Source organism: Streptomyces botrytidirepellens (genome assembly GCF_003721215.1).
In the GTDB taxonomy this organism is placed as follows: Bacteria; Actinomycetota; Actinomycetes; order Streptomycetales; family Streptomycetaceae; genus Streptomyces; species Streptomyces himastatinicus.
In genome coordinates this window covers 1-24,055 of record NZ_RIBZ01000239.1, presented here as the reverse complement: position 1 = coordinate 24,055, position 24,055 = coordinate 1, and the positions used below count along the sequence as shown (strand labels likewise).

17 protein-coding genes and 3 pseudogenes are annotated in these 24,055 nt (G+C 70.0%); 11 read left to right on the top strand and 9 right to left on the bottom strand.

Annotation, left to right across the window (positions count from 1 at the left end; genetic code table 11):
• Positions 1 to 162: a hypothetical protein gene (locus EEJ42_RS50945; RefSeq protein WP_184503159.1), complete on the top strand. Its 162-nt coding sequence runs from the start codon at positions 1 to 3 to the stop codon at positions 160 to 162.
• Between the two features lie 104 nt (positions 163 to 266).
• On the opposite strand, the pseudogene EEJ42_RS54230 reads toward EEJ42_RS50945, so the two are convergent.
• A pseudogene (locus tag EEJ42_RS54230) lies at positions 267 to 533 on the bottom strand (integrase core domain-containing protein); the annotation flags it as partial.
• A gap of 274 nt (positions 534 to 807) precedes the next feature.
• A complete protein-coding gene (locus EEJ42_RS18370; RefSeq protein ID WP_123101005.1) occupies positions 808 to 1,386 on the bottom strand; it encodes a TetR/AcrR family transcriptional regulator in 579 nt (192 codons plus the stop codon).
• A 123-nt stretch (positions 1,387 to 1,509) separates the two neighbouring features.
• On the opposite strand from EEJ42_RS18370, the gene EEJ42_RS18365 reads away from it, so the two are divergent.
• From EEJ42_RS18365 to EEJ42_RS18355, 3 genes and pseudogenes are all read left to right on the top strand, one after another.
• Positions 1,510 to 2,292 carry an alpha/beta fold hydrolase gene (locus tag EEJ42_RS18365; RefSeq protein WP_246096882.1) on the top strand — a complete coding sequence of 261 codons (783 nt, stop codon included), beginning with the start codon at positions 1,510 to 1,512 and terminating at the stop codon, positions 2,290 to 2,292.
• Between the two features lie 893 nt (positions 2,293 to 3,185).
• A pseudogene (locus EEJ42_RS18360) lies at positions 3,186 to 4,005 on the top strand (oxidoreductase).
• Between the two features lie 53 nt (positions 4,006 to 4,058).
• Complete coding sequence (locus EEJ42_RS18355) at positions 4,059 to 4,910, top strand: alpha/beta fold hydrolase (protein ID WP_123101003.1); 852 nt, start codon at positions 4,059 to 4,061, stop codon at positions 4,908 to 4,910.
• Between the two features lie 72 nt (positions 4,911 to 4,982).
• On the opposite strand, the gene EEJ42_RS54225 is transcribed toward EEJ42_RS18355, so the two are convergent.
• Positions 4,983 to 5,489 carry an integrase core domain-containing protein gene (locus tag EEJ42_RS54225; protein WP_342778297.1) on the bottom strand — a complete coding sequence of 169 codons (507 nt, stop codon included), beginning with the start codon at positions 5,487 to 5,489 and terminating at the stop codon, positions 4,983 to 4,985.
• A 998-nt stretch (positions 5,490 to 6,487) separates the two neighbouring features.
• On the opposite strand from EEJ42_RS54225, the gene EEJ42_RS18335 reads away from it, so the two are divergent.
• From EEJ42_RS18335 to EEJ42_RS50300, 3 genes are all read left to right on the top strand, one after another.
• Positions 6,488 to 6,937 carry a peptidase inhibitor family I36 protein gene (locus EEJ42_RS18335; protein ID WP_184503150.1) on the top strand — a complete coding sequence of 150 codons (450 nt, stop codon included), beginning with the start codon at positions 6,488 to 6,490 and terminating at the stop codon, positions 6,935 to 6,937.
• Between the two features lie 158 nt (positions 6,938 to 7,095).
• On the top strand, positions 7,096 to 10,800 hold the full coding sequence (locus EEJ42_RS18330; RefSeq protein ID WP_123101000.1) for an RICIN domain-containing protein: 3,705 nt from the start codon (positions 7,096 to 7,098) through the stop codon (positions 10,798 to 10,800).
• A 144-nt stretch (positions 10,801 to 10,944) separates the two neighbouring features.
• Positions 10,945 to 11,208, top strand: a complete 264-nt coding sequence (locus EEJ42_RS50300; RefSeq protein ID WP_148081987.1) for a hypothetical protein — start codon at positions 10,945 to 10,947, stop codon at positions 11,206 to 11,208.
• A gap of 638 nt (positions 11,209 to 11,846) precedes the next feature.
• On the opposite strand, the gene EEJ42_RS18320 is transcribed toward EEJ42_RS50300, so the two are convergent.
• A complete protein-coding gene (locus tag EEJ42_RS18320; protein ID WP_123100998.1) occupies positions 11,847 to 12,686 on the bottom strand; it encodes an oxidoreductase in 840 nt (279 codons plus the stop codon).
• Positions 12,687 to 12,893: 207 nt separating this feature from the next.
• Here EEJ42_RS18320 and EEJ42_RS18315 point away from each other — a divergent pair, with 207 nt between their 5' ends.
• On the top strand, positions 12,894 to 15,605 hold the full coding sequence (locus EEJ42_RS18315; protein ID WP_123100997.1) for an ATP-binding protein: 2,712 nt from the start codon (positions 12,894 to 12,896) through the stop codon (positions 15,603 to 15,605).
• Positions 15,602 to 15,997 (top strand): alpha/beta hydrolase family protein, encoded by a 396-nt coding sequence (locus EEJ42_RS18310; protein WP_123100996.1) that lies wholly within the window; start codon positions 15,602 to 15,604, stop codon positions 15,995 to 15,997. The genes EEJ42_RS18315 and EEJ42_RS18310 overlap by 4 nt, the downstream gene beginning before the upstream one ends.
• 83 nt (positions 15,998 to 16,080) lie before the next feature.
• Here the strand turns inward: EEJ42_RS18310 and EEJ42_RS18305 are convergent, their stop codons facing one another.
• Positions 16,081 to 16,272, bottom strand: coding sequence for a hypothetical protein (locus EEJ42_RS18305; RefSeq protein ID WP_123100995.1), 192 nt, complete (start codon positions 16,270 to 16,272; stop codon positions 16,081 to 16,083).
• Between the two features lie 35 nt (positions 16,273 to 16,307).
• On the bottom strand, positions 16,308 to 17,375 hold the full coding sequence (locus tag EEJ42_RS18300) for an alpha/beta fold hydrolase (RefSeq protein ID WP_123100994.1): 1,068 nt from the start codon (positions 17,373 to 17,375) through the stop codon (positions 16,308 to 16,310).
• 206 nt (positions 17,376 to 17,581) lie between these two features.
• On the opposite strand from EEJ42_RS18300, the gene EEJ42_RS18295 reads away from it, so the two are divergent.
• Complete coding sequence (locus EEJ42_RS18295; RefSeq protein WP_246096879.1) at positions 17,582 to 18,421, top strand: alpha/beta hydrolase; 840 nt, start codon at positions 17,582 to 17,584, stop codon at positions 18,419 to 18,421.
• An 11-nt stretch (positions 18,422 to 18,432) separates the two neighbouring features.
• Here the strand turns inward: EEJ42_RS18295 and EEJ42_RS18290 are convergent, their stop codons facing one another.
• Genes EEJ42_RS18290 through EEJ42_RS18280 form a run of 3 tightly spaced genes read right to left on the bottom strand, consistent with a single transcriptional unit; the run spans position 18,433 to position 22,564 of the window.
• On the bottom strand, positions 18,433 to 21,195 hold the full coding sequence (locus EEJ42_RS18290) for a helix-turn-helix transcriptional regulator (protein WP_123100993.1): 2,763 nt from the start codon (positions 21,193 to 21,195) through the stop codon (positions 18,433 to 18,435).
• A 28-nt stretch (positions 21,196 to 21,223) separates the two neighbouring features.
• On the bottom strand, positions 21,224 to 21,943 hold the full coding sequence (locus EEJ42_RS18285; protein ID WP_123100992.1) for an AAA family ATPase: 720 nt from the start codon (positions 21,941 to 21,943) through the stop codon (positions 21,224 to 21,226).
• Between the two features lie 39 nt (positions 21,944 to 21,982).
• Entirely contained in the window at positions 21,983 to 22,564 is a 582-nt protein-coding gene (locus EEJ42_RS18280) for a VOC family protein (protein WP_123100991.1), read from the bottom strand.
• A gap of 484 nt (positions 22,565 to 23,048) precedes the next feature.
• Here EEJ42_RS18280 and EEJ42_RS18275 point away from each other — a divergent pair.
• Positions 23,049 to 23,987, top strand: a pseudogene (locus EEJ42_RS18275) (transposase); the annotation flags it as partial.
• Positions 23,988 to 24,055 lie beyond the last annotated feature (68 nt).

Here is a 24,055-nt window from a genome sequence, read left to right as displayed (position 1 = left end):
TTGGACGCCGAGGTGGCCGTCGCAGGATGCTGCCGACTTCTGGGCAACATCGGTATCAACTGCATCACGCCGCTGATCGTCGCCAAGCTCGTCAACCGCATCGTCGGCGGCGGTGTCACCTGTCGGGCTCGAAAGGTCATCGCTGCCGAGCAGGCGGCATAGCGGTACTCGTTGATGACGCCGCCGAGGACGCGTGTGCGCAGGAGTCTGCGTGCATCAAGGTCGCGCAGGGTGGTGGGCTGCTGGTGGGCGTCAGGAGACAGCTGATTTCGGCTTCGATGTGGGCGGTGCGTGTTGTAGTGCCGCTGGTAGGCGGCCAGGCCATGTCGGGCGTGGACCTCGTTCGTGATCAGGATGTGGTCGAGGGCCTCGCGCCGGATGCTGCCGATCACGCGTTCAATGAGTTCGCCCAGGGGCACCCGCCGCAACTCATGCACTGTGCGCACCAAGTGGGTCGCGTCAGCGGCACGAGGCACCCACCGGGGTGGGTCCAACTCGTCGAGCGTGCGGTCAAGGTGCAGCGGACGGCCCATGGGGCCCATGTTCACCGGAACAGGCAAGGACTCTCAGGCCCAGGTCACTGCCACTTCGCGGAATGTGTTCTCAGGGCGGCCCCGGAGCTTCTGGTACCCGGGACTACTGCGAACGGCGCGCAGCGGAAGCAAGAACCGACGTGAAATCGTCCCCGGTGCCTCAAACGCTACGTGGCACACGAGGTCTTCCACCCGGGGACCGGCATGAGCGCCGCTGACACGCTTCGGAGGCGCCGACAGCCGATCGATGGATTCCGCATTACGTCGTTGCGACTCAGCCGCGTGACCCCGCGCCGTGCAGGAGGGTGTCGATGACGAGCGTCGCCAGTGCGTCCGGGTCCTGTGCGGCAGGCTCCTGCTCCGCGCCGGGCCTGTTGATGGCTTCGCTGAGGAGGGCGTAGTACACCTGCCGCGTCCACTCCATGTCAGCGTCCGGGGCGAGCAGTCCCTCGCGCTGCGCCCGGTTCATGAGATCGACGGTGTGGGTGTTGATCTCGTCCCAGAGGGCGGCTGCGGCGGGGGTGTGAGCCGTGGCGTGACCGAGTGTGAAGCGCCAGGTGTTCTTGACCCGCAGGACGTTCGCCGTCACACGATGCAGCGCGACGAGTGCGGGAGCGGCGTCCGGCCGGGCTTCCTCGATGGCGTCGACGAGCTGCTGCTTCGCGGAGACGGCGAGCGCCTCCAGCAGCGCCTGCCGGTTCGCGAACCGGCGGTGAACGGTGATCCTGGTCAGCCCCGCCGCCTCGGCGACCTGCTCCATGGAGGCGCCGGCGTCCTGGGCGAAGACCCGCTCGGCCGCCTCCAGAATCGCGCGCACACTGCGCTCGGCATCTGCCCGCAGTGCTCGGCCCATGTCTATCTCCTGTCTGGTTCGCTGCCCGGTCCCTTGTAGAGGATACGTGAACGCTACGGGTATCTCGTTAATTGATTCTCCAGCGTTGCAATTCTAGAGATAGTTGATACGTTAGTGATACGGGTGAGGGATCGCGCCGCACCGACGGAGCGGACATCTGCGCGACCGTCGCTTACGACCGGCATCCCGCCTCCTCCGCCGGAGAAGACCTCCGACCTCGACACCATCGCCGCCAAGCGCGAGGTCATCCTCGTGGACAACGTCGGCGTCGGCGGCTCCACCGGTAGTACACCCAGCGCCATCCAGCAGGTGAGCCTGGACGCCATCGACTTCATCGACGCCCTCAAGCCGCCCCGCTACGACCTGTTCGACTTCTCCCTCGGCGGCCAGGTGGCTCAGGAGGTCGCCCTGCGCCGCCCCTGGCAGGTCCGTCGCGTCGTCCTGGCCGGCACCGGCCCGCAGGGCGGGGTCAACCAGAGGGCGTCCGACCCCAAGGTGCTGGCGAGCGCGCTGGCGGACAACCCTGGCCCTGACTTCCTCTTCCCGTTCTTCAAGAGCACCGCACCCAGCCAGGCCGCGGGAACCGAGTTCCTGCAGCGCCTCAGCCAACGCACCACCGACCACGACGCCCCCGCCAACCTCCAAACCCGCGACGCGCAGCTCACCGCCATGTCCGAGTGGGGCATCCCCGACAAGTCCAAGCTGGTGCGACTCAAACGCCCTCTTCCAGCCCACCCTGGTCGCCGACGGAGACAGCGACATCCTGATGCCCCCAAGAACTCCCACCTGCTGGCCAAGTACCTCCCCAACGCCCAGCTCAGCATCTACCCGCACGCCGGCCACGAGTTCCTCTTCCAGTACGCCGCCAAGTTCGGCGCCGAAGTGAACGCCTTCCTCGACGACTGACAACCCATCAACCACGAAACGGTCACCGACACCACAACATGGTGACGGCCGATCAGCAAGACTGCCCCGCCGGGGCCCAGCCCGGCGGGGCAGAGCCACGCGGAGAGGTTCCCCTCAGCATCGCAGCCCTCCGCGTCACGACTGCGCACCCCAGACCACTCGCTCACATCTGCGCCGCCACGCGGGTGACGGCCCACGGCACAGCGGTACGCGCCGACCGGACGGGCGCCGCACGACTCCTCGCCGTCCTGTCGGAAAAAGCTCCGCACGTGCCGGCCGGAATACCGCTCGCACCGCTGTTGGACATCGATACGGCCCCGTCCGACGCTCCCGCTCGGCTCGGCATGCACGGCAACTCCGCCGCAGCCCGCTTCGAACGGCTCCGCACCTTCGGATGCGCCCCGGACGACTCGGACCGACGGCTCGCGCCGCATGTCAGATGCCGCGTCCTGCGATCACTGCGACTGCGCCGCCGTCGAGGCCATGGGTCCAGTGGGCGGTTGAGGTACCCCCACGGCAGGCGGCGCGTGTGCCGGCTGTTGAGATCCAGCGCGTCGTCCTGGCCGCCACGGCGACGGCCTGCGTGTCCGCTCGACCCAACACGTCGTTGCAGCTCAGCCCGCCGTCCGCGGGTCTGCCCCATGGAGTCGGCCGCACCTTGGAATGACCCCTGCCCGGCAGCGTCAGTCTGCCCCTTGATCCTCCGTACCGGCAGCGTCAGTCTGCCCCTTGATCCTCCGTAGAGGATACGTTGACGCTACGGATAGACGATTAATTGATGCTCTACTGTTGCCATTACAGGCGAATCCGATACATTAATGATACCGATTGAGGGAACGCCTGAAGCGATCCCCTCCACAGGCAAACGCGATCCCATGAGTCAGGAGTCCAAAATGGCGACGACAACACGACCGGTAGCCCTCATCACGGGTGCGTCCTCCGGCATCGGAAAGGCAGCCGCGCTCGCGCTGGCCGCGGCGGGCTACGACGTGGTCGGCACCAGCCGCAACACCACGCATGTCACCCCCCCTGAAGGGCGTGACCTTCCTCGACCTCGACGTGACCAGCGACGCGTCGGTGACCGCAGCGGTCGGCGAAGTGATCGACCGGTTCGGGCAGGTCGACGTCCTGGTCAACAACGCCGGCATCGGCTCGGCGGGCGCCGCCGAGGAGAGCTCCGCCGCGCAGACGCAGGGCCTCTTCGACATCAACGTCTTCGGCGTCATCCGGATGACGAACGCTGTCCTGCCGCACATGCGTGCCCGGCGCAGCGGACGGATCATCAACATCTCGTCCATCGTCGGCTTCATGCCGCAGCCCTACATGGCGGTCTACGCCGCATCCAAGCACGCCGTCGAGGGCTACTCGGAGTCCGTCGACCACGAGGTCCGCGAGTACGGCGTGCGGTCCCTGCTCGTCGAACCCGCCTGGACCAACACCGCGTTCGACGCGGCCAGCGTGCGGCCCGACCGGCCCCTGGACGTCTACGCCAAGCAGCGGGACGTCTTCGAGGAGTACATGGCCCAAGCGGTCAAGGACGGCGACGACCCCGCCGTCGTCGCCAAGGAGATCGTCGCGGCGGCCACCGACTCCAAGCCGAAGCTGCACTACACCGCCGGCGCCATGACCGGACGTGTCCGCACCATGCGCCGCGTCGTCCCCTCCCGCATCTTCGACCAGCAGCTGCGCAAGCTCAACCACCTGCCCGCCTGACCCGATCCCACCAGACCCCCATGAGACACAGCGACAGGAAAACGAAGCCCGCCATGAGCACCTGTCTGGCAGACGCGGCCGAGGACCTCACCGTGACCGGCCCCTCCGCGACGTTCACCTACCGGCGCATCGGCCCGCGGGGCGGCATCCCGCTGGTCCTGCTGAACCGGGTCCGCGGGACCCTCGACTGGTGGGACCCCGAGTTCCTGGACCACCTCGCCGCCGGCCACGACGTGATCGTCTTCGACAACGTCGGCACCGGCTACACCACCGGCACCCCGCGCGACTCGGTCGAGGGACTGGCCGACGGCACCGTCGAGTTCATCGAGGCCCTCGGCCTGCCGGAGGTGGACCTGCTGGGCTGGACGCTGGGCGGCACCGTCGCGCAGCACATCACCCGCCGACGGCCCGACCTGGTGCGCAAGCTGATCGTGGCTGCCGCCAATCCGGGCGGCACGGTGCCCGGCGCGCCCGACCCGAACCCGACGGTCGGGGCCACCATGACTAAGCCTGAGGTCACCGGGGACGACCTGGTGTTCCTGTTCTTCCCCGAGACGGACACCGGCCGCGCCGCCGGGTACGAGCACCTCGCCAGGGTGGCCACCCGGCTGGCCACCGGACGCCCCGACGTGTCCGAGGCGGCGGCCATGGGCCAGATCGCCGCGATCCAGAAGGACGCGGCGATCCCCTTCGAGCAGGTGCGCGCGGACCTGGCGACCATCCGGCAGCCCGTTCTGTACGCCACCGGCATGCAGGACGCGATGATCCCCGCCCTGGCCTCCTACACCGCCGTCCAGCACGTCACCGACGCCATCCTGGTCGCCTACAGCGACGCCGGGCACGCCTTCCTCTTCCAGCACGCCAAGGAGTTCGCCGCTCAGGTGAGCGCCTTCCTCTCGGACTGACCGCTCACACCCACGCAGGCACCACGGGAGTCAGCACGTCTCCCCGAGGGAGACCCTGTGCCGCTCGAAACGTCATCGCTGCATGTCATACTGCATAGCTGTACTCATTGATGAGGCCGCCGAGGACCGGGTGCGCAGGGCTTTGCCGGTGCTGAGGCCATGCGCTGCGGCGGGTTGTTCGTCAGCGTCGGGTGATAGCTGGTTGCGGGCCTGGTGGGGTCGGTGTTCGTTGTAGTGCCGCTCGTAGGCCGCGAGGACGTGGCGGGCGTGGGTCTCGTTCATGATGAGGACGTGGTCGAGGGCTTCGCGTCGGATGCTGCCGATGATGCGTTCGCAGTGCGCGTTCATACAGGGAGCCTGTGGCGCACTTTCGAGGATCTCCATCTCCTCGGCCTGGAAGACAGCGTCGAAGGCCTCCCCGTACTTGCCATCGCGGTCGCGTAACAAGAAGCGCAGGGTCTCGATGCGTATGCCCAGGTCGGCGGTGAGATTCCGCGCCTGCTGCACCGCCCAGTCCCGGGTCGGGTGGGCGGTAACCCAAGTGATGTCCAGCCGCCGGGTGCCGTGCTCAAGGAACACCAGCGCGTACGCCTGCCGAATGCGGTGTCGATGTGAAAGAAGTCTGCCGCGATGATGCCCTCGGTTTGCGCGGTAAGGAACTCGCGCCAGGTGGGGCCTGAGCGACGTGGCGCGGGGTCGACGCCGGCCGTGTTGAGGATCTCCCACACCGTCGAGGCGGCGACCCGATGACCGAGCCGTCGCAGTTCGCCCTGGACCCTGACGTACGCCCAGGTCGGGTTCTCTCTCGCCAGGCGCTGGATGAGCATGACTATCTCTTCCGGTAACGGTGGTCGACCGGGCCTCGCTGGTCTCTGTCGCCATTTCCAGCTCACCAGACGACGGTGCCAGGTCAGCAGGGTGCCCCGGGGGGACCAGCCGATTGCGACGTAAGACGGGTGGCAGGTACCGGGCGAGAGCAGAGAGCACGGCACGGTCAGCCCACGAGAGCCGCGGCCGCTCCACCTACCGGCGAAGCACCGCGACCTCACGGCGGAGAGCAAGGATCTCAGCGTTGTTCGCAGCGGTCGATCGACCCAGCACAAGGAGGCAGCCCAGGAGTCGGCAGAAGATCAGGTAGAGCAGTCGCAGACCCACGATCAGAGATCATGCCCATACTCGGGCGATCGAAAAGATCCAGGTCAACCACCGTACGGCAATAAAGACACTCTTCAGGCATCCAGACGCCAAGGATGAACTCGATCACGGAAAGGTGGATACAGACCTGTCGCCGCGAACTCCTGGACAAGACATTGATCTGGAACCAGCGCCTTCCCGGGCCCGCCCCGCTTCCCTCACGGCTGTCGTTCGTGCCGGCCGCCTACCGCCCGGTCAACGTACGCGACCGCCATGAACGACCCGCACGACGGAAGTTCGCAGTCATATGACTGATGTCTCCGCATCGCCCTTTGGCGCAGTCTCCTTGTGCGACGGACCGCCCCCCGGGGGCTCGGCGCGCGTAAGCACTGTCACCCAGCCTGTAGCGGAGACACAGGCCGACATTGAAAGCGGGTTTCACCGTGGCCTTCAAATCGTTCAAGCTGGCAACTGCCGCTGTCGCGAGTGCGGTCGCCGGGGCGACGCTGCTCGTCACAGCAACACCGGCGTCCGCAGCGAACCCTCCGTACGACGGCTGCCCGGGGTGGGCGCTCTGCCTCTACCAGAACGGTGGCGGCACCGGCTCGAAGGCGATCGTCACTCCGCCCCCGGCCGGCGGCAATGGGGCAATCGTGCGGCTCCCGAACGTCCAGTTCCTGAACGGGGACCCGGCCGACAACCAGGTGTCGTCCTGGCTGAACAACTCGCAGTGCCAGATCGAGTTCTGGGACGACCCCTCCGGGGAACTCCACCCTTCCGACCTGGATTTCGCACCGTCGTGGAACTGGGGTCGGACGGCTGACTACGCCGCCGGAACCGATCACTACTACCTCAACGACAGGATCTCCTCCCTCCGCTTCTACTGCCCGTAGCAGCCGAGTCCGGTTCGAGGGTGCGGCTCTTCGGTGAATCCGTCCCGTTCACCACACCGCCCCCGGCGCCCGTCAAGGATCCGGGGGCGCTCCTGTGCGGTCTCCCGACGCCTCGCCCCGAGACCAGGAACCCACACGATGACCTGGAAAGAGGTCACATGAAACGTCTTCGGCCAGCGGCCGCGCTCCTGTCCGGCCTGCTGCTCGCCAGCTCCTTGCCGGCGCTCGCCTCAGCGGCGCCCGCCTCGGCCGCGGCACCCGCGGCGGTGACGGCCGGCCCCGGAGCGGAAGGGCCAGACCTGAGCTACGCCAACCGGACGGGCCCGCCCGCCGGCATGCCGGACTGGTCCCGCGTGGGCTACCGCGGCGGCCTGCCGCTGCCCGACGACGGCAACCTGACCAACGACGCCGCCTGCCGCATCACCCCGGACCGGCTCGCCTCCCAGTACTCCGTACGGGCGAACGACGGCGCCGACGACACCACCGGCCTGCAGCGCGCGATCGACGACATCAAAGCCAACTGCTCGCCGGGCGCCAACTTCGACCGGCTCTCGCTCATCTCCCTGCCGGCCGGCTCGATCGATGTCTCCCGGCAGATCTACGTGGACGCCGACTTCCTCGTCCTGCGCGGACAGGGCTCCGGTGACGGTGGCACCCGCCTGGTGTTCCGCCCCGACGTCAACACCCGCTACGACACGCTGGTCAACGGCCGCTGGGACCAGGACAGCATGAAGGCGGGCAGCGGCAGCGACGTCGGCACGGGCGGCTGGATGTGGCCGGGCCGCGGGCTGTTCCGCGTCCAGACCCGGGACATCGCCGAGCGCTACCAGGACGACTGGGCGGCCGCTCCGGCGAACCGCAAGGACATCTTCGAGGGCAGCGTCAACCAGCACTGGGCCTCGGGCATCAAGGTGGCCGCCCGGGCCGCCGACCCCGGCTGGGCGGCCCGGCAGGGGCAGAGCGTCGTGCAGTTGGACGCCAAGGCCGACATGAAGAAGTTCTCCCTGGGCGGCTACGTCTGGGTCGGCGCGGCCAACAGCGTCAAGTTCTACGAGCAGCAGGGCGTCTCCGACCGCAGCCAGATGGACGACCTCCACATGCGGCAGCAGATGTTCCGAGTCAACGCGATCGACGCCGCGGCGAAGACGGTCATCCTGGACCGCCCGCTGGAGTGGGACCTGCCGGTCGACTCCACCTCGGACGGCTCCCCCGGGCTCGGTGACAAGCCGTACGCGAGCAAGGTCACCCCGCTGAAGGTGGTCCAGGGCGTCGGCTTCGAGCACTTCGCCTTCACCCAGGACATGAACGGTCTGCCCAAGCTCGGCGGCGGCACCTACCAGCTGACCCCCGCCCAGGCCGTGCACAACTACGGCAACATGGCGCCCGAGTACGCGATGCACGGCATCGTCTTCAAGTGGGCCGCCAACGACTGGGCGCGCGGGCTGAAGGCCGAGATGACCGGCTCGCACCCGATCGTCACCGAGGACGCCCGCAACCTCCAGATCGAGCGCAACAGTTTCGACGGCGCCTGGAACAAGGGCAAGGGCGGCAACGGCTACCTGCGCGGCAGCCGCGTCTGGGATTCGCTGTACGCCTACAACCTCAGCCGCAACCTGCGCCACTTCACCTTCCAGTGGTCGGCCAGCGGCAACGTCGCCTTCCGCAATGACCTGGACTCGGACCTCAACCTGCACGGCGGCTGGGAGCACAACAACCTGTTCGAGCAGAACACGCTGCGGGTCCCGTACGACCACCGATCGGGCAGCTGCCAGACCAACTGCGGCGGCGAGGGCGGCGAGGTCGACGACGGGACGTGGTACCCGATCTGGTGGGCGGCCGGCCCCAAGGCGGTCAAGTGGTCGGGTTCCTCAGGCCCGCAGAACGTCTTCTACGACAACACGATGGTCAAGCAGACCACCCCCGGCGGCGCGTACGAGCCGTACGCGCCGTACGGCACGCAGAGCGGCACCGCCTACCAGTTCGGCTCCGCCAACGGCGCGCCCAGCCGGTTCCAGCCGCTGGGCCAGGACGGCCAGGCCATCCCCGACTGGGGCGGCCGGGAGACCCTCGACTACACCGGCGAGGGCGTGGTGCCCCTGGACGCCGGCAAGCGGCCATCGCTGTTCCTCCAGGACACCGGCGGGCTCGATCCGCGCACCAACTACCAGCGCAAGGTGGCCACCTGGAACATGCAGGGCGCGCTGACCCCCGAGGCGAACGGCAGCCGGTACACCAACGACCTGCCCCGGCTGTACGGGCGCAGCGCGCTGGACGGCCAGGCCGACATCATCGCCCTGCAAGAGGCCGGCGCCCCGCCCGGCGGCGCCACGTTCATCCAGGAGATCCACACCGCCAACACCCGGTACGTCGACAACCTCGGCTTCACCATTCCGGTCCGGGAGTACCGGCTCGGGAGCGCCACCCGAACGACCGGCTACCTGTACTGGCTGCGCACGGACACCAGCGACGGCCAGTGGGGCCGGGTCAACATGGCCGTCTTCAGCCGTACCCGGGTCGCCGCGGACAGCGTGTACACCACCCGGGAGGGCCGGATCGGTGACCGGAGCGATTCCCGGCCCGCGCTCGGGATCAACGTCGACGGTGTCGTCTACTACTCGGTGCACGGAGGCTCGGGGAGCCACGGCAGCGACGACCCGCAGCTCCTGCTCAACATCCAGGAGCAGATGGCCCCCACCGGCCTGCCCTGGATCGCGCTGGGCGACTACAACCGTGACCCGGGCAACCTGCAGACCGCGGTCGGCGCATCGTTCACCGTTCAGGCCCAGACCCTGCCCACGCACCCGGTGGACCGGATCGCAGCCGACGAGCGGAGGGTCCTCGACTACGCGGTCGTTCCCAGCGCCCAGGTGCAGCCCGCCGTCACCGGGATCCAACGGCGCAACCTCGACGCGTCGGACCACTATCCCGTCGTGTACACCGTGAGCAACCTGCCGAACCGGCCGACGGCCGTGGACACGGCGGAGCCGGCCAGGCCGAACCAGTTCCTGCTGCGCAACGCCGCCACCACCAACGTGGTCGGCCCCACCAGCAGGACCGACCACGCGGTCATCGACCAGCCGATCAACCGGACCGACCCCTCGTCACAGGTGTTCAGCCTGACGGCCGACCCGGAGCACCAGGGCTACTACCGCCTGTTCCACCCGCACGCGCCCTTCGCCGGCCGATACCTGGGCCAGGAGGGCGGATCCCGCGACGCGCGGACGGTGCTGTGGCCGAACGCGGCGGTGGACCAGCTCTGGGTGCCGGCCTACCAGCGCGACGGCACCTACACCCTGAGGAACTACCACACCAGGCAGTTCCTCACGGACCTCGGCCCGGGCCTGGGTGTGGTGGGTCGTGACTACGACGGCTCGGCCGCCCAGCGCTGGTTCTTCCAGGACGTCCGTGAGGGCACGAACCTCACCGAGATCGTCACGACGGACGCCGGCTCCTCGCAGGCGCTCTCGGTCGACGACCTGGAAACGGCGCCCTACCCGGTGTACCTGGCCCCGGACTCCCATGGGAACAGCCAGCAGTTCAGCACGATCTCCGCGGGGCCGAGCGGCAGTGACAACTGCTTCTATCTGGTCTACGACCGACAGTACGTCAACTCGACGGCGGCCCACCCACGGGATCCGCAGAACGGCGACTACGTCACCATGGGCGATTTCCGCTCCAACGACGACGGGTACCTGTGGTGCAAGACCCCCGACGGTTCGAACGGGACGCTCCTGACCAACTACACCAACCCCGACGACCACCTCGACCTCAGCCGGAGCACGACGGTCGACGTGGTCACCGTCACCCGCCCCGGAACCGGCTCCACCAGGCTCCACTGGCTCTTCCGACCGGCCACCCGGTGACCGACCCGGCTCGGTGAGCCCGGCGGCCGGTCGCGTGCAGACCGTGCTGTCCGGGCTCATCACCACCGAGCAGCTCCGGCACGCCCTTTCGGGCACTGGAACCTGAGTCCAGCGCCTCAGCCACCCGCGCAGCTGGGTGACGGGTTGACCGACGCCGGGTCGACACCGCCACAACGACCGGCGCGTTCCGCCTCGACGGCACCCCCACCACCGTGGAGATCCACCGCAGCCACGGCTGCGTTCTTCGGCGCCCCGGCCCTGCTCCTCCGATCCCTCGCCTCCGACCCCGACCGACGGGCCATCACCACCGCCGACGGCGCGGTGATCATCGCCGGCGACTTCACCGCCGCCACCTACCGCCTCGCCACGAACTCGTCGCCCGGGGCGCGGCCCGCGGCACCACCGTGACCCTGCTGACGGGCAACACCGCCGAGGCGCGGGGCGCCCGTAACGCTGCGGGGCTCCCGGGGGCGCGGGTGGTGAGCCTGTACGGCATGAGCGCGCCGCCCCTCGCCTCGATCACGACGAGCGTCGACACCGCCATCCTGCTCGTGGACGCCGAACGGTACGCGACGGCCGCCACGTTGCTTCCGCTCGTCGACGTGCCAACCGTCCTCACCCTGGGGCCGGGCCCCGAAGCGGCCGGCACCGAATCGATCGGCGAGGACGTCATCGCCACCTCCGCCCCGTCACCCGCCGAGCCGTGGGCCATCGGGATCGGCCCGGACGACGACCTGGGCACTACACCTCCACCGAGTGGCCCTCGCCCAGGTCGAGCAGGCGGGGGCTCTCCCAACGTCGAACCACCGAGGAGCCGCACCCGCCGGCAACCGGCGCCGCCAACCCTAGCGTCACCAGATCGTCCCCGTAGTGCCGGTGGACCATCATGTCGATGCGGTGGTGGGACATGCCGCCACCAGGTCGTACCGGGTGCAGTCCGCCGCGATGCAGACCGCCCGCGGGTTGCTCCAGCCCACTTGCTCGACAGCGGCAGGTGTTCCCCTCGACGAGAAGCTGGAGATCGCGCTCAGAGTCGGTCTGGTCGGTCACTGCTCTGGCGGGAAGTCGGCGGAACGGCTCGCCGCGGCCCACATTCGCGTCTCCTCCGCGCGCGCCTCACCCGCCTCCAAAGCCGCGGTCACGGCCTGGGCGCCGAGCAGCAGCCGGCGGGGAGGATCGTCGTGGTCGACGGCGTCGATGATGACCTCGGCAGCACGGGCCGGATCACCGGGCTGCATACCGTTGTTCTCCTGCCGGTACCGGTTCATGGCGCCGACGGTCTGCTCGTAGTAGGCCCCGACTGGGTGCAGTTCCATGGAGGTGCCCTGCCAGTCCGTCCGGAAGGCGCCGGGCTCGACGATGACGACCTTCACCCCGAAGGGCGCGACTTCGCCGGCCAGTACCTCGGAGAACCCCTCGACGGCGAACTTCGCGCTTTGGTAGGCGCCCATCCCTGGGGTGCCGCCGACCCGGCCGCCCAGGGACGAGAACTGCACGAACACGCCCGACCGCCGCTCACGTAGCACCGGCAGAGCGGCCCGGGTGACGTTGACGACCCCGAAGAAGTTCGTTTCGAACTGGTCGCGGAAGTCCTGCTCCGGCATCTCCTCGATCGGGCCGCTGTTGGCGTATCCGGCGTTGTTGACCACCACGTCCAGGCGCCCGAAGCCGTCGACCGCGGTACGCACCGCGGCCCGGGCCGCGTCCGCGTCGGTCACGTCGAGGGCCGCGACCCGGACCCGCTGCCCATAGCGGGGCACCAGGTCATCGAGCTGCTCCGGCCGGCGCGCCGTGGCCACCAGTTGGTCCCCGCTCTCCAGAACCGCCTCCGCCAAGCGCCGACCGAAGCCCCGGGACGCGCCGGTGATCAACCATGTGCGAGTCATGCCAAGTCCTTTTCGCTTCGCTCCGAGTTCTCTCGATTGCCACTGTCGTGCGTGCCGGGCCCGTCCCACATCGGTCATCTGACGCTGAGTCGAGGAAAGCGTGTCGGCACCGGATGGATCTTGGTCCTCGCGCGATGTTCGTAGGATGGAGGCGAGCTCCCCCCGTGAAGGGGGACCCTGTCAGGGGTTACGCGCGGGAGGAAGCACATGCGGCAGGACGCGAAACACCAACTCCTCGGGCGATACCGCGAGTTGGAGGCCCTGGACCGTTTGCTGCGTGAGGTTCGCGATGGCCGGAGCCGGGTGCTGGTGCTGCGCGGCGAAGCGGGCATCGGAAAATCCGCGTTGCTCGACTACGTGGCCGCGCAGGCGGCGCAGATGCAGACCGTTCGCACAGACGGCATCGAAGCCGAGTCCGACTTCGCGTACTCGGGCCTGCAACGCCTGTGCGCCCCGCTGCTGTCGCATCTCGACCGGTTGCCGCAGGTGCAGCAGGGCGCGCTGCGGGTCGCTTTCGGCCTGAGCACCGGGGCCGCGCCCGAGCTGCTGCTGGTCGGGATGGCGGTCCTCGGCTTGTTCGCCGAGGCGGCGGCCGAGACCCCGCTGGTGTGCCTGATCGACGACGCGCAGTGGCTGGACCTGATGTCCCTTCGGATCCTGGGGTTCGTCGGCCGTCGGCTGGATGCCGAATCGGTGGCGTTGGTCTTCGCCGAGCGGGTCACCGACGAGGAGGGCCTCTCCGGTCTGCCGGACCTTCCTCTCCGGGGGCTGGCCGACGCGGATGCCCGGGTCCTGCTCGACTCGGCGCTGCCCGGGCCGGTCGACCCGCGCGTGCGGGACCGGATCGTCGCCGAGACCGGCGGGAACCCACTCGCTCTGCTCGAACTGCCCCAGGGTCTGTCGTCGGCGGAGCTGGCCTTCGGCTTCGGCGGACACGGCGTTGCCCCGCTGGCGACCCGGGTCGAGGAGGGCTTCCGCCGGCGCATCGACGTGCTGCCCGACGACACCCGCGCCCTGTTGCTGCTCGCGGCCGTCGAGCCGGTCGGCGACGAACTGCTGCTGTGGCGAGCCCTCCGCCTGCTGAGCATCGGGCCCGACGCGGCGGCGCCGGCCGAGACCGCCGGACTGCTCAAGCTGGGCGCCCCCGTGCGGTTCCGGCACCCGCTGGTGCGCTCGGCGGCCTGGCGCGGCGCCGACGCCGACGTCCTGCGGGCGGTGCACAGCGCGCTCGCCGACGCCACCGACGCCGAGCGCGATCCCGACCGGCGCGCCTGGCATCTGGCACACGCCACGGTCGGACCGAACGAGCAGGTCGCCGCCGCGCTGGAGCGTTCGGCCGACCGGGCCCTGGCACGCGGTGGCCGTGCGGCGGCCGCCTCCTTCCTGGAACGTGCCGCAGCTCTCAGTCCCGGCCCCAGGGAGCGGGCACGGCGAGCGCTGGCTGCGGCGGGGGCCCATCTCGACGCGGGCGCACCGGCCCGGGTGCCCGACCTGCTCGCCGCCGCCGAACTGGGGCCGTTGGACCAGTTGCAGCAGGCCAACGCCAGCAGGCTGCGGGCCAAGGCGTCGTCCATGACCAACCCCGGGCTCGGCGCGATACAGCCCCTGCTCGCGGCGGCGAGCAAGCTCAGGGAACTCGACCCGGCCGCCGCGCGAGAGACCTACCTCTCGGCTTTCGGCGCGGCGATATGGGCCGGCCGACTCGACGAAGGCGGGCTGCGGCGAGCTGCCGAGGCCGCCCGCGACCTGCCGGCTGGCGACGCGACGGCTGGAGTCTTCCTGCGCGCTCTGGTCGCATGGACCGTCGACGGGCCCGTCGCGGCTTTCCCGCTGCTGGCGCGGGCGCTGCACTCCGTCACCAACGACGAGAACCTGGCTGTTCTGTGGCCGGCCGCGAACGCGGCCGTGGAGCTGGGTGACCTGGCGGCGTGGCTGGACATCACGGACCGGGCGGTCCGGTTCGCCCGGACGACAGGCGCCCTGTCGATCCTCTCGACAGCGCTGCCCTACCGGGCGGCCTCGCTGGGCTATACGGGGCGTTTCTCCGAGGCCTGGGATCTGCTGGCCGAGGCCGCGAACGCCGAGGAAGCCACAGGCACGGCGACGCGCATGGCCACGACGGCCCTGCTGAGCGCGTACCGGGGGCGGGAGCGGTCGGCCCTGGAACTGGTCGAGGCCGCGGAGCGGGATGGCGAGCAGCGCGGTCTGGGGCGGTTGATCGGCATGGCGGCGTGTGCGCGGGCGGTGCTCCACAACGGCCTGGGCAACTATCCGCTCGCGATGGAAGCGGCGCTCCGGGGTTTGGAATACCAGGACCTCGTTGTGCATCACTGGACGTGCAACGAGCTGGTCGAGGCGGCGACCCGGGTCGGCGACCCGGCCGTGGCGGCACAGGCGCGCAAGCGGCTGGCCGACTGGAGCCAGGCCGGCACGCCCTGGGCGCTGGGTGCGCAGGCGGTCGCTGACGCCCTGGCCGGAGCACACGAGCAGGCCGAAGACCGCTACCACGACGCGATCGGCCACTTCAGCCGGGGCGGACTCGGCGTGTTCGAGGCTCGTGCTCGGCTGCTGTACGGAGAATGGCTGCGCCGCCGGAACCGGCGGACCCAAGCACGCACCGAGCTGCGGACGGCGCACGAGGCGTTCGTGACGATGGGTACGGAGGCGTTCGCGGAGCGGGCCCGGCGGGAACTGCTTGCCACCGGCGAGACCGTCCGCAGGCGAACCGTCGGCGCACCGGTCCTGACGCCGCAGGAGACGCAGATCGCCCGGCTCGCGGTCGCCGGACACTCGAATGCGGAGATCGGCGCACAGCTGTTCCTCAGCCCTCGTACGGTCGAGTGGCACCTGCGCAAGGTCTTCGCCAGGCTGGGGATCACATCCCGTCGCGAGCTCGACGGCGCTCTGCCCGGCCGATGACCGCGGACGCCGGAGAATCCGCGGAACGCTGGTGGCCACGCACCGGCACCTCCGACCCGGACCTGTCGGCGTTCCACGCCGCCGGCGGCAAGCTGATCCCCCGGCAGGGCGACGCCGACCGGCTGATCCCCACCGGGGGCACGGTCGGCTGCCGCCGGCGCGTGGCCGCCCTGATTGGCGGCGCCAGGAAGGTCGACGACCTCGCGGCGCTGACCGCCCGGGTCGGGAACCGCCGGGCGCCGGCCGTGCCGACCGCCGCCAACGGCCAGACGGCCGCCCGTGACGTATGCCGCCACTCGATGATCTCGCGCTGCGTCGGCCGCGGCGACCCGCCGGCCGCGAGCGGCTTCGGCTGCGTGCCGGCCGGTCCCAGCCGACCCGGCCGGACCTGAGTACCGATCACCTGAGCACCTCGTCCACCCACCGGCGGCGGGGCCTCGTGGTCGACGCCGAGTCACGGGAAACCGCAAAGCGGTCAGACGCCCAGGTCCGCCGCCAGGCAGGAGAACCGGACCGCCAGGCTGTCGGTGTCGTGGACGTCCACCGACTTCCCGGGCAGCGCGGGTCTCTCTTCGACGAGGTCCTCGTAGGCGACGCGTTCCGGAAGGGCACCGAACCGGGCCTTGCGCACGACCGCCGCGTTCTCGTCCGTACGGGGACTGCTCATTCTCGGGCCTCCTTCTGGCCGAACATGCCGGCCTGTCACAGGTGATCGGCGTCCACCACGGCCTGGGCGAACGCCGTCGGGGCCTCCTGGGGTGCGTCATGCCCGATACCGGTGAGCACCCGGTGCTCGTACTTGCCGGTGAAGAACTTCCGGTACTCCAGGCCGTTGGTCGAGGCCAGGAAGGGATCGAGGGCGGGGTCCAGGGTGATGGTCGGGACACCGATGGTCGGCCGGCCCGCGAGCAGCCGCTCGTAGCGGTCGTAACGGCGTTCGCCGTCGGCCAGGCCGAGGCGCCAGCGGTAGTTGTGGATCACGATCGCGGCGTGGTCGGGGTTCTCGAAGGCCGCGGCCGTGCGCTCGAACGTGGCGTCGTCGACATTCCACGTCGGGGAGACCTCGTCCCAGACCAGCCGGCACAGGTCGTGCCGGTACCGCTGGTTCTCCATGGTCCTGCGGCCGCGCTCGGTGGCGAAGTAGTACTGGTACCACCACGTGTGCTCGGCCTTCGGCGGCAGCGGGTTCTGCTGCGCCTGGACGTTGGTGATGAGGTATCCGCTCACCGACACCAGGGCCTTGACCCGCTCCGGCCACAGTGCCGCGATGATGTCGGCGGTGCGCGAGCCCCAGTCGAAGCCCGCCAGGACCGCCTTGTGGATCTTCAGGGCGTCCATGAGGGTGACGATGTCGAGCGCGATCGCGGACTGCTGCGCGTTGCGGACCGTCGTCGGCGACAGGAAGGTGGTGGCGCCGTGGCCGCGCAGGTACGGCACGATCACCCGGTAGCCGACGTCGGCCAGCAGCGGGGCCACGTCGACGAAGCTGTGGATGTCGTAGGGCCAGCCGTGCAGGCAGATGACCACGGGGCCGTGCCCGGGGCCGGCTTCGGCGTAGCCGATGTCGAGCACGCCGGCCCGGACCTGCTTCAGCTCGGCGAACGCCGTGTGCGTCCCCGAGGCGATGGCCGGGATGACCGGGGCAGGGCGGCCGGGCCGGCCGGGGGCGGCGCCGAAGGCCGCGAGCGCGTCGGCCGCGGCCCCGACCGACACGGCCGTGGCACCCAATCCCAGACCGACCGCCTCGGTGAACGTACGCCTGTTGATCATGTCTGATCCTTCCTGGAAGCCCGCTGACGCTCCACTGTCGTTCCGGCCCGGGCCGGAGCACATCAGTCACATGACGCCGAGACACGCCGCACGTCAGCCGGGCCGTCGCATTCAGTCATCCGACTGTTTCCGCCGCGCCGACCGTCGACGACCCTGGAAGGGCTGCGCCAGGACCCGCGGCGCATCGTCGTACGCGATCGGAAGGCATGGCCGTGAACCGAACCCCCGCAGTCTTCATCCACGGTGCGTGGTTTCACATGTCGTGCTGGGAGGGTTGGGCGGAACGGTTCGCGGCGCACGGCTTCGCGGTGTGTGTCCCGGGCTGGCCCGGAGAGGCGCCCACTGTGGCGCAGGTGCGACGAGACCCCGGACCGCTGCGGGACCTTGGGCTCGACGCGCTCACCGCCCACTACGCGGAGATCGTGCGCTCCCTCGGCACTCCTCCGGTCCTCATCGGCCACTCGGCCGGCGGCCTCGTCGTCCAGCAGCTCATCGGCGCCGGCCTCGGCCGGGCGGCGGTGGCCCTCGCGCCTGTGCCGGTCAACGGGGTGGTACCGGCCGAGGTCCGAACCCGGCCGTGGTCGCCCGTCCCGGCTGGATCGGACAGGCATCAGGGCTTCGTATCGCTGCCTCCGTCCCAGTTCCGGCACACGGTCGCCAACACGGTCGGGGACGAGGAAGCCGCGAAGCTCTTCGAGCGACACGTCGTTCCGGCCCCGCGTCGACTCCTCGCAGACCTCGGACTCGACCGCGGTCCCCACCCCGATCGCCGCGCCGTCGCCGTCACCGTCGACACGGACAAGGCCACGCGCGGGCCTCTCCTGCTCGTATCCGGCCAGGAGGATCGCATGGTCGCCGACGTCAGCACTCGCTCCGTCTACAAGCTCTATGGCGACTCCACGGCCGTGACCGGCCTCAAGCAGTACGCAGACCGGGGCCACTCGCTCGTGGTCGACAGCGGCTGGCCCACGGTCGCCGCTCACGTGCTCGCCTGGCTGGCCGCCAACGGCGTCGAGCCCTTGGCCGCACAGGACGCGGAGGGCTGAGGGCGAGGGCGTCATACCTGCGAGACCTCTTCGGTCCGGCTCAGGGCGTCGCGCAACGCCGCCCGGGTGGTGATGCCCAGCTTCGGGAAGACGCGGTACAGGTGCGAGCCGACGGTGCGCGGCGACAGGTGCATCCGCTCGCCGATCTCCTTGTTGGTCAGCCCGCCGGCCGCCAAGTCCGCGATCCGGCGCTCCTGCCAGGTCAGCGAGGCGAGATCCAGGGTCGAAGCGCGAGGCGGGGTCCCGGCGGCCCGCAATTCGGCCCGGGCCCGCTCGGCCCAGCCGACAGCGCCAAGCCGCTCGAACGCCTCGGCCGCCGGGACGAGGTACTGCCGTGCCGTCACCCGGCCTTGAACGTGACGCACCCGTATGCCGTGCGCCAATCGGATCCGGGCCAGCTCGAACGGGAAGCGGGCGACGTCCGGGTGCGATTCGGCCCGCGCGAACATCTCGGCGGCCTCCGGCTCGCTGTCGGCGGTCATCGCCAGCGCGCCATGGGTGATCAGCGCCAGGCGGGGTGACAGCTCCGGCAGTCCGGCGTCGCGCGCGGCGAGGGCGTGAACCCTGGCCTGCTCGACTCGGCCGGTGTGCCGGGCGGCCTCGACAAGGTCGAGCAGGGTACGCGAAGCCTGATACGTGTAAGGCAGGAAGGTGCCCGGCGGCGTGATGCCGATGGCGTACAGGTACGCGGCCTCGTAGTCACCGGCGCTCAATGCGGCGGTCGCGCCGGCGGAGTCGGCGAGCTGGGTGAGGAACCCCACTCCGCGCGGCCGTGCCCAGGCGTCCACTTCGGCTTGCAGGTCCCGCGCTCGACCGACCTGCCCGCGCATCGCCGCGAGCTGGGCCAGGTATGCGCGGCTTTGAACTGCGAACAATGCGTGTCCGTACTCAGCCGCCAGGTCCAAGGACCGCTGACCGGTGCCCTCGGCCTCGTCCCACTCGCCGACCGCCATCTGGTCGAGCATGATCAGGTGCAGCATGACCACGCCGCTGGCCGCGGCCCCGGTCTCCAGCTCGCGGTCCACGACGCGCTGCAGATAGGGGCGGTACTGGCTCAGAATGTCGAGATGGTACGCGGACACGGCCAGGCGCGATACCTCCCACGGTTCCAGGGCCGGCAGGTTCGCGGTGGCCTGTTCCACCACCCCGGCACATTCGGCGCCGTACCGGATCACGTCGCTCCAGGCAGCGCTGTAGATCCGCGTGCGTCCGGTGACGACATCGCCCAGGGAGACAAGGAGCTCGTGGGTGCGCTGCCACGTCGGGTGTTCCCCGGCGTACTGACTGATCGCCAGCAAGAGGATCACCAGCCGGGTGAGGACCTCCTCGGGCTCCGTGCTCCTGCCGTCCCGCAGCTGCTCGATCGCGGCCATGACCTGCCGCTGGGTGGAACGGACGTCTCCGTCCTGGTAGAGCGCCTGGTAGGCGGAGGCCAGGACCGAAGTCGGCGACGACGCTTGGCCGGGGGTGAGGCCGGACACGACGAGCCGGTGCGCCTGGCCGAGGCGGGCGGCGTGGCCCGCGACGAACGCCGCGTCTGCCAGGCGCCGGGACCGGTCGGTGTGGTTCTCGCTCAGCTCCGCGGCGCGGGTCAGCCAGGTCACGGCCGTCAGCGCGCCGCCACGCCGGGTCGCCGACTCGGCCGCTGCCTCCAGGATGTCGGCCACATCCTCGTCGGGGTCGAGGGTGGCCGCGGCCAGGTGCGTCGCCCGGCGTTCGAGGTTCTCCCGATGGACCTGCGACAGCGCCTGGTGAGCGGCGCGGCGCTGGTTGGGGGTGGCCATCTGCACGACGGCGGAGCGCACGAGCGGATGCCGGAAGGTGAGGTCGCCGGTGGTCGGCTTGATGTCGAGCAGCCCGGCGGCCACGGCCTCGTCGGCGTCGTGCATGCGGTAACGCACCCCGGGTGGGCCGCCGCCGGGCTCGGTTCCGACACCGTCGAGAGCGCCCATCAGCAGCTCGGCACGCACACCGTCGCTGAGGGCTGCGATCCGAGCGCCGTACAGCTGTTGCAGACGCCGGGGCAGCGACACGCCGTGCTGATCGATGAGATCGTCCACCGCCTGGTCGCCCGCCCGGCCACCGAGGTGGGCGGGCAGTTCCAGCAACGCCAGCGGGTTTCCCCGGGCCTGCTCCAGCACCGTCCGGCGGATCTGCTTGCCCAACCGTGGGTACCGCCGGTCCAGCAGAAGTGCCGCGTCCTCGTCGGCGAGGGCGGCGACGGACCGCTCAGGAAGTGCAGCGGTGTCGAAGCGCGACGCCATGTCGGTGCGGACCGCGATCAGCAGCTTCACCGGGCTGCCGGCCAGGCGCCGACCCACGAAGCCGCACACGTCGGCGCTGGAGTCGTCCAGCCACTGCCCGTCGTCCAGGACCACCAGCAGCGGCTGCTGCGCCGCCGCCAGTGACAGCAGGCTGAGAACCGCGATGCCGAGCCTCATGACCGACGGCGGGTCCCCCTCGGCCCAGCCGAAGACGGCGTCGAACACTGCCCGGGTCCCACCATCCAACTGCGCGACCTCGCTGAGCAGCGGATGAAGGAACTGATGCAGCCCGGCGTAGGGCAGCTCGGACTCCGCCTCGACACCGGCGGCGCGGATGATGGTATGGCCTTCCTGCTCCGCCAGAGCGACGGCGTGGCCTAACAGAGACGTCTTGCCGACTCCCGTCTCCCCTCGTAGCACGAGGGCCTGGCCTGCGGCGGTTGTCACGAACGCCGCAAGCTCGGCCTGCTCGCCTTCCCGCCCCACCATCGGCGTGTTAATGGATTCCATGCCCGTCCCACTTCTTTTCCGATACCGATCAGATCTCTCGTGCCAGTTCCAGCAGCGCCAGCGGGTTACCGCGCGACTCTGCGACGATCAGGTCCCGCAGGGAAGGATCCACCGGCCCGGGAAGCGCCGCGTCCAGCAACGCCCGGGCGTCCTGGTCGCCGAGCCTCTCCACGCGCAGTTCCGGCAGACCTACGAGGAGCCGGACGTTGGCCGGCGCGAGTCCGGGGGCGGAGGTCGACACAGCGAAGACCAGGGCCACCGACTCGGCGTCCAGTCGGCGGGCGACGAACGCGAGGATGGCCACGGACACGCTGTCGAGCCATTGCACGTCGTCCACGATGCAGACCAGCGGCTCGGCAGCGGCGGCCTGGGCGAGAAGGCCCAGCACGGCCAGCCCGATCAGCAGATGTCCGGGCGACTCGCCGCCGCTGAGCCCCAACGCCGTCGACAGGGCGGACCGTTGTGCTGCCGGCAGCGGATTCAGATGACTCAGCAGTGGTGCGCACACCTGCTGAAGGGCCGAATACGCGATCTCGGATCCCGTTTCCACCGCGACGGTGCGGACGACGCGGCCCGCCGGAGCGCGACCGGCCAGGTAGGTCAGCAGGGCGGTCTTGCCGACACCGGACTCCCCGTGCAGGACCAGCGCGCGGCTGTGCCCGTCCCGCACATCAAGCAGCAGCCGATCGAGCATCTTCTGCTCTCGAGCGCGCCCACGCAGCGATGACGATGACGGGTGACTCGTCATATCTCTTCGACGTTCATGATCAGGCTCCGTCACCGGGTGTCAGCTGCCAAGGCTGGCGGCGCGGGCCATGTGGACGGCGTACCACGACGGCCAGTCCGGATCGTTGTGGCCGAGCTTCCCTTCGTACCCGCCATGGGCGAGCGCCGCGTCGCGAGGCGCCTGCTCGAGCTCGGCGGCCGAGCGGTGGACCACGTGGCTGATCTGGCCGGGCCGCCGTGTCGTGACCTCCTGCAGGACGAAGCTGTTGCCGTCCGGGTCAGCGGACGACGCGAACGATCCGTAGGACTGCCGGGCCGAGTGCAGGCCGGGGACCCGGCCGGTGCTGCCGACGTGGTGGAAGACGCCGCCGGCGTCGTGGAACACCTCGCTGACGTCGACGCCGCAGGCCGCCAGCTCGGCGCGGGCTGTGACGACGTCGTCCACGATGAGGTGCACGCCGCGCTCGGACCCCGGTGCGGCGTCGGTCACGCCGCTGCCCGGGCGGGTCAGGTGCACGGCCCGGAAGCCGCCCGGGCCGGAGAAGTCGACGTCCTCGCGGAAGCCGATCCGCGTATAGAAGTCCTTTGCCCGGTCCACGTCCGAGACCGGGACGACCACGGCCTCAATCTTGAAATCCACCATTGCCAGCTCCTTCGCCGCAGCAGATGTCGATCGGCACCCGCTGACAACGATCCCGGGGCTGCCGACCCGTCGCCCCAGGGGCGAACCCTGGTGGCGACCCGGGCCCCGTATCCGCCGGGGGCTCCGGCCAGGGTCCCGGCCGAGAGGACGAGGCTCGAAGAGCGCTGTGCTGCGCTGGGTGCTTGACCCTGTCACCAGCGCGTTGGCTCTGTGGCTGCGTTTACGAGAGCGTGGCCGTCTGTCCCATGACGCCGCCTGGCGCCTTGCCCGGGTCATGCGCCATCCGGACGAGATGGGCTACCGCCTCCACGGACACCGCATCCACGACACGTAGTGAGCTTGTCGTTTATCTGACGAGGTCGAAACGTTCCTCGAACTGGGTCGCTCACCTGGGCATTCGCCGGACGCACGGGTGGCCTCGGCCTGATCATGTGCTCCGACCAAGGACACACCTGATCAAACCGAGGCCGTGGAGAAGAGTGTGCTGCAACAGGGAGACCAGCAAGAGGCGTTCGCGACGCTGTCACGCTTCCGCGGCAACTTCTACGACTGCCTGAACGGGCGTGGGGATGCCCTGTTCGAGCTCGCCGATGCTCTGCTGTGTACGGATGGGCCGGTCAAGACGCTGGTCGACCTGGCGCTCGCACCGGAACACCGCCGTGGCCACGGTGCCTTGTACGGCGGCTTGAACAAGGGGTGCATGGACATAGCCCGACTTCGGCGGACGATCGCCGGGCTGCCGCTGCCGAAAGCGGCGGACGGCCGCCTGGTACTGGCGGTCGACGTCTCACCGTGGCTACGGCCGGACGCCGCGACGTGCCCGGACCGCTCCTTCTGCCACACCTACGGCCGTGGCGATGCCAAGCACCAGATGATCCCGGGCTGGCCGTACTCGGTCGTGGCCGCGCTGGAGACTGGCCGCACCTCCTGGACCGCGGTGCTCGACGCGATCCGCCTGGAGCCCGGCGCTGACCTCGCGGCTGTCACGACCGCCCAGCTGCGCGAGGTCGTCGAACGTCTCATCGTCGCAGGCCAGTGGCACGAGGGCGACCCGGAGATCCTGGTGGTGCTGGACTCCGGATACGACGCCCCGCGCATCGCCTACCTGTTGTCTGGGCTTCCCGTCGAGATCCTCAGCCGTCTCCGCTCTGACCGGGTGATGCGCCGGCCCACGCCACCACGCGTCTACGACCCCAAGGGCGGCCGACCGCCCAAGCACGGCGGCGAGTTCGTCTTCGGGTGGCCGGACACCTGGGGCGCCGAGCAGGCCATGACGGTCACCGACACCCGCCTCTACGGCAAGGCGACCGCGCAAGCGTGGGATCGGTTGCATCCGCGGCTGACCCGACGGGCGGCCTGGATCGACCACGACGGGCCGCTACCGATCATCGAGGGCACCGTCATCCGCCTAGGACTTGTCCGGCCGATCATGTGCGAAGCCAAATGACCAGGGCGGCTGTGGTGGCAGTGCCGAGGAAGACGTAGCCGCGT

Excerpts from the sequence above, each read along its gene's own strand:
- EEJ42_RS18370 (WP_123101005.1), bottom strand. The coding sequence starts at position 1,386 with ATGGGCCGAGCACTGCGGGCAGATGCCGAGCGCAGTGTGCGCGCGATT.
- EEJ42_RS18355 (WP_123101003.1), top strand. The coding sequence starts at position 4,059 with ATGAGCACCTGTCTGGCAGACGCGGCCGAGGACCTCACCGTGACCGGC.
- EEJ42_RS18330 (WP_123101000.1), top strand. The coding sequence starts at position 7,096 with ATGAAACGTCTTCGGCCAGCGGCCGCGCTCCTGTCCGGCCTGCTGCTC.
- EEJ42_RS18320 (WP_123100998.1), bottom strand. The coding sequence starts at position 12,686 with ATGACTCGCACATGGTTGATCACCGGCGCGTCCCGGGGCTTCGGTCGG.
- EEJ42_RS18315 (WP_123100997.1), top strand. The coding sequence starts at position 12,894 with ATGCGGCAGGACGCGAAACACCAACTCCTCGGGCGATACCGCGAGTTG.
- EEJ42_RS18310 (WP_123100996.1), top strand. The coding sequence starts at position 15,602 with ATGACCGCGGACGCCGGAGAATCCGCGGAACGCTGGTGGCCACGCACC.
- EEJ42_RS18305 (WP_123100995.1), bottom strand. The coding sequence starts at position 16,272 with ATGAGCAGTCCCCGTACGGACGAGAACGCGGCGGTCGTGCGCAAGGCC.
- EEJ42_RS18300 (WP_123100994.1), bottom strand. The coding sequence starts at position 17,375 with ATGATCAACAGGCGTACGTTCACCGAGGCGGTCGGTCTGGGATTGGGT.
- EEJ42_RS18295 (WP_246096879.1), top strand. The coding sequence starts at position 17,582 with ATGGCCGTGAACCGAACCCCCGCAGTCTTCATCCACGGTGCGTGGTTT.
- EEJ42_RS18290 (WP_123100993.1), bottom strand. The coding sequence starts at position 21,195 with ATGGAATCCATTAACACGCCGATGGTGGGGCGGGAAGGCGAGCAGGCC.
- EEJ42_RS18285 (WP_123100992.1), bottom strand. The coding sequence starts at position 21,943 with ATGACGAGTCACCCGTCATCGTCATCGCTGCGTGGGCGCGCTCGAGAG.
- EEJ42_RS18280 (WP_123100991.1), bottom strand. The coding sequence starts at position 22,564 with ATGGTGGATTTCAAGATTGAGGCCGTGGTCGTCCCGGTCTCGGACGTG.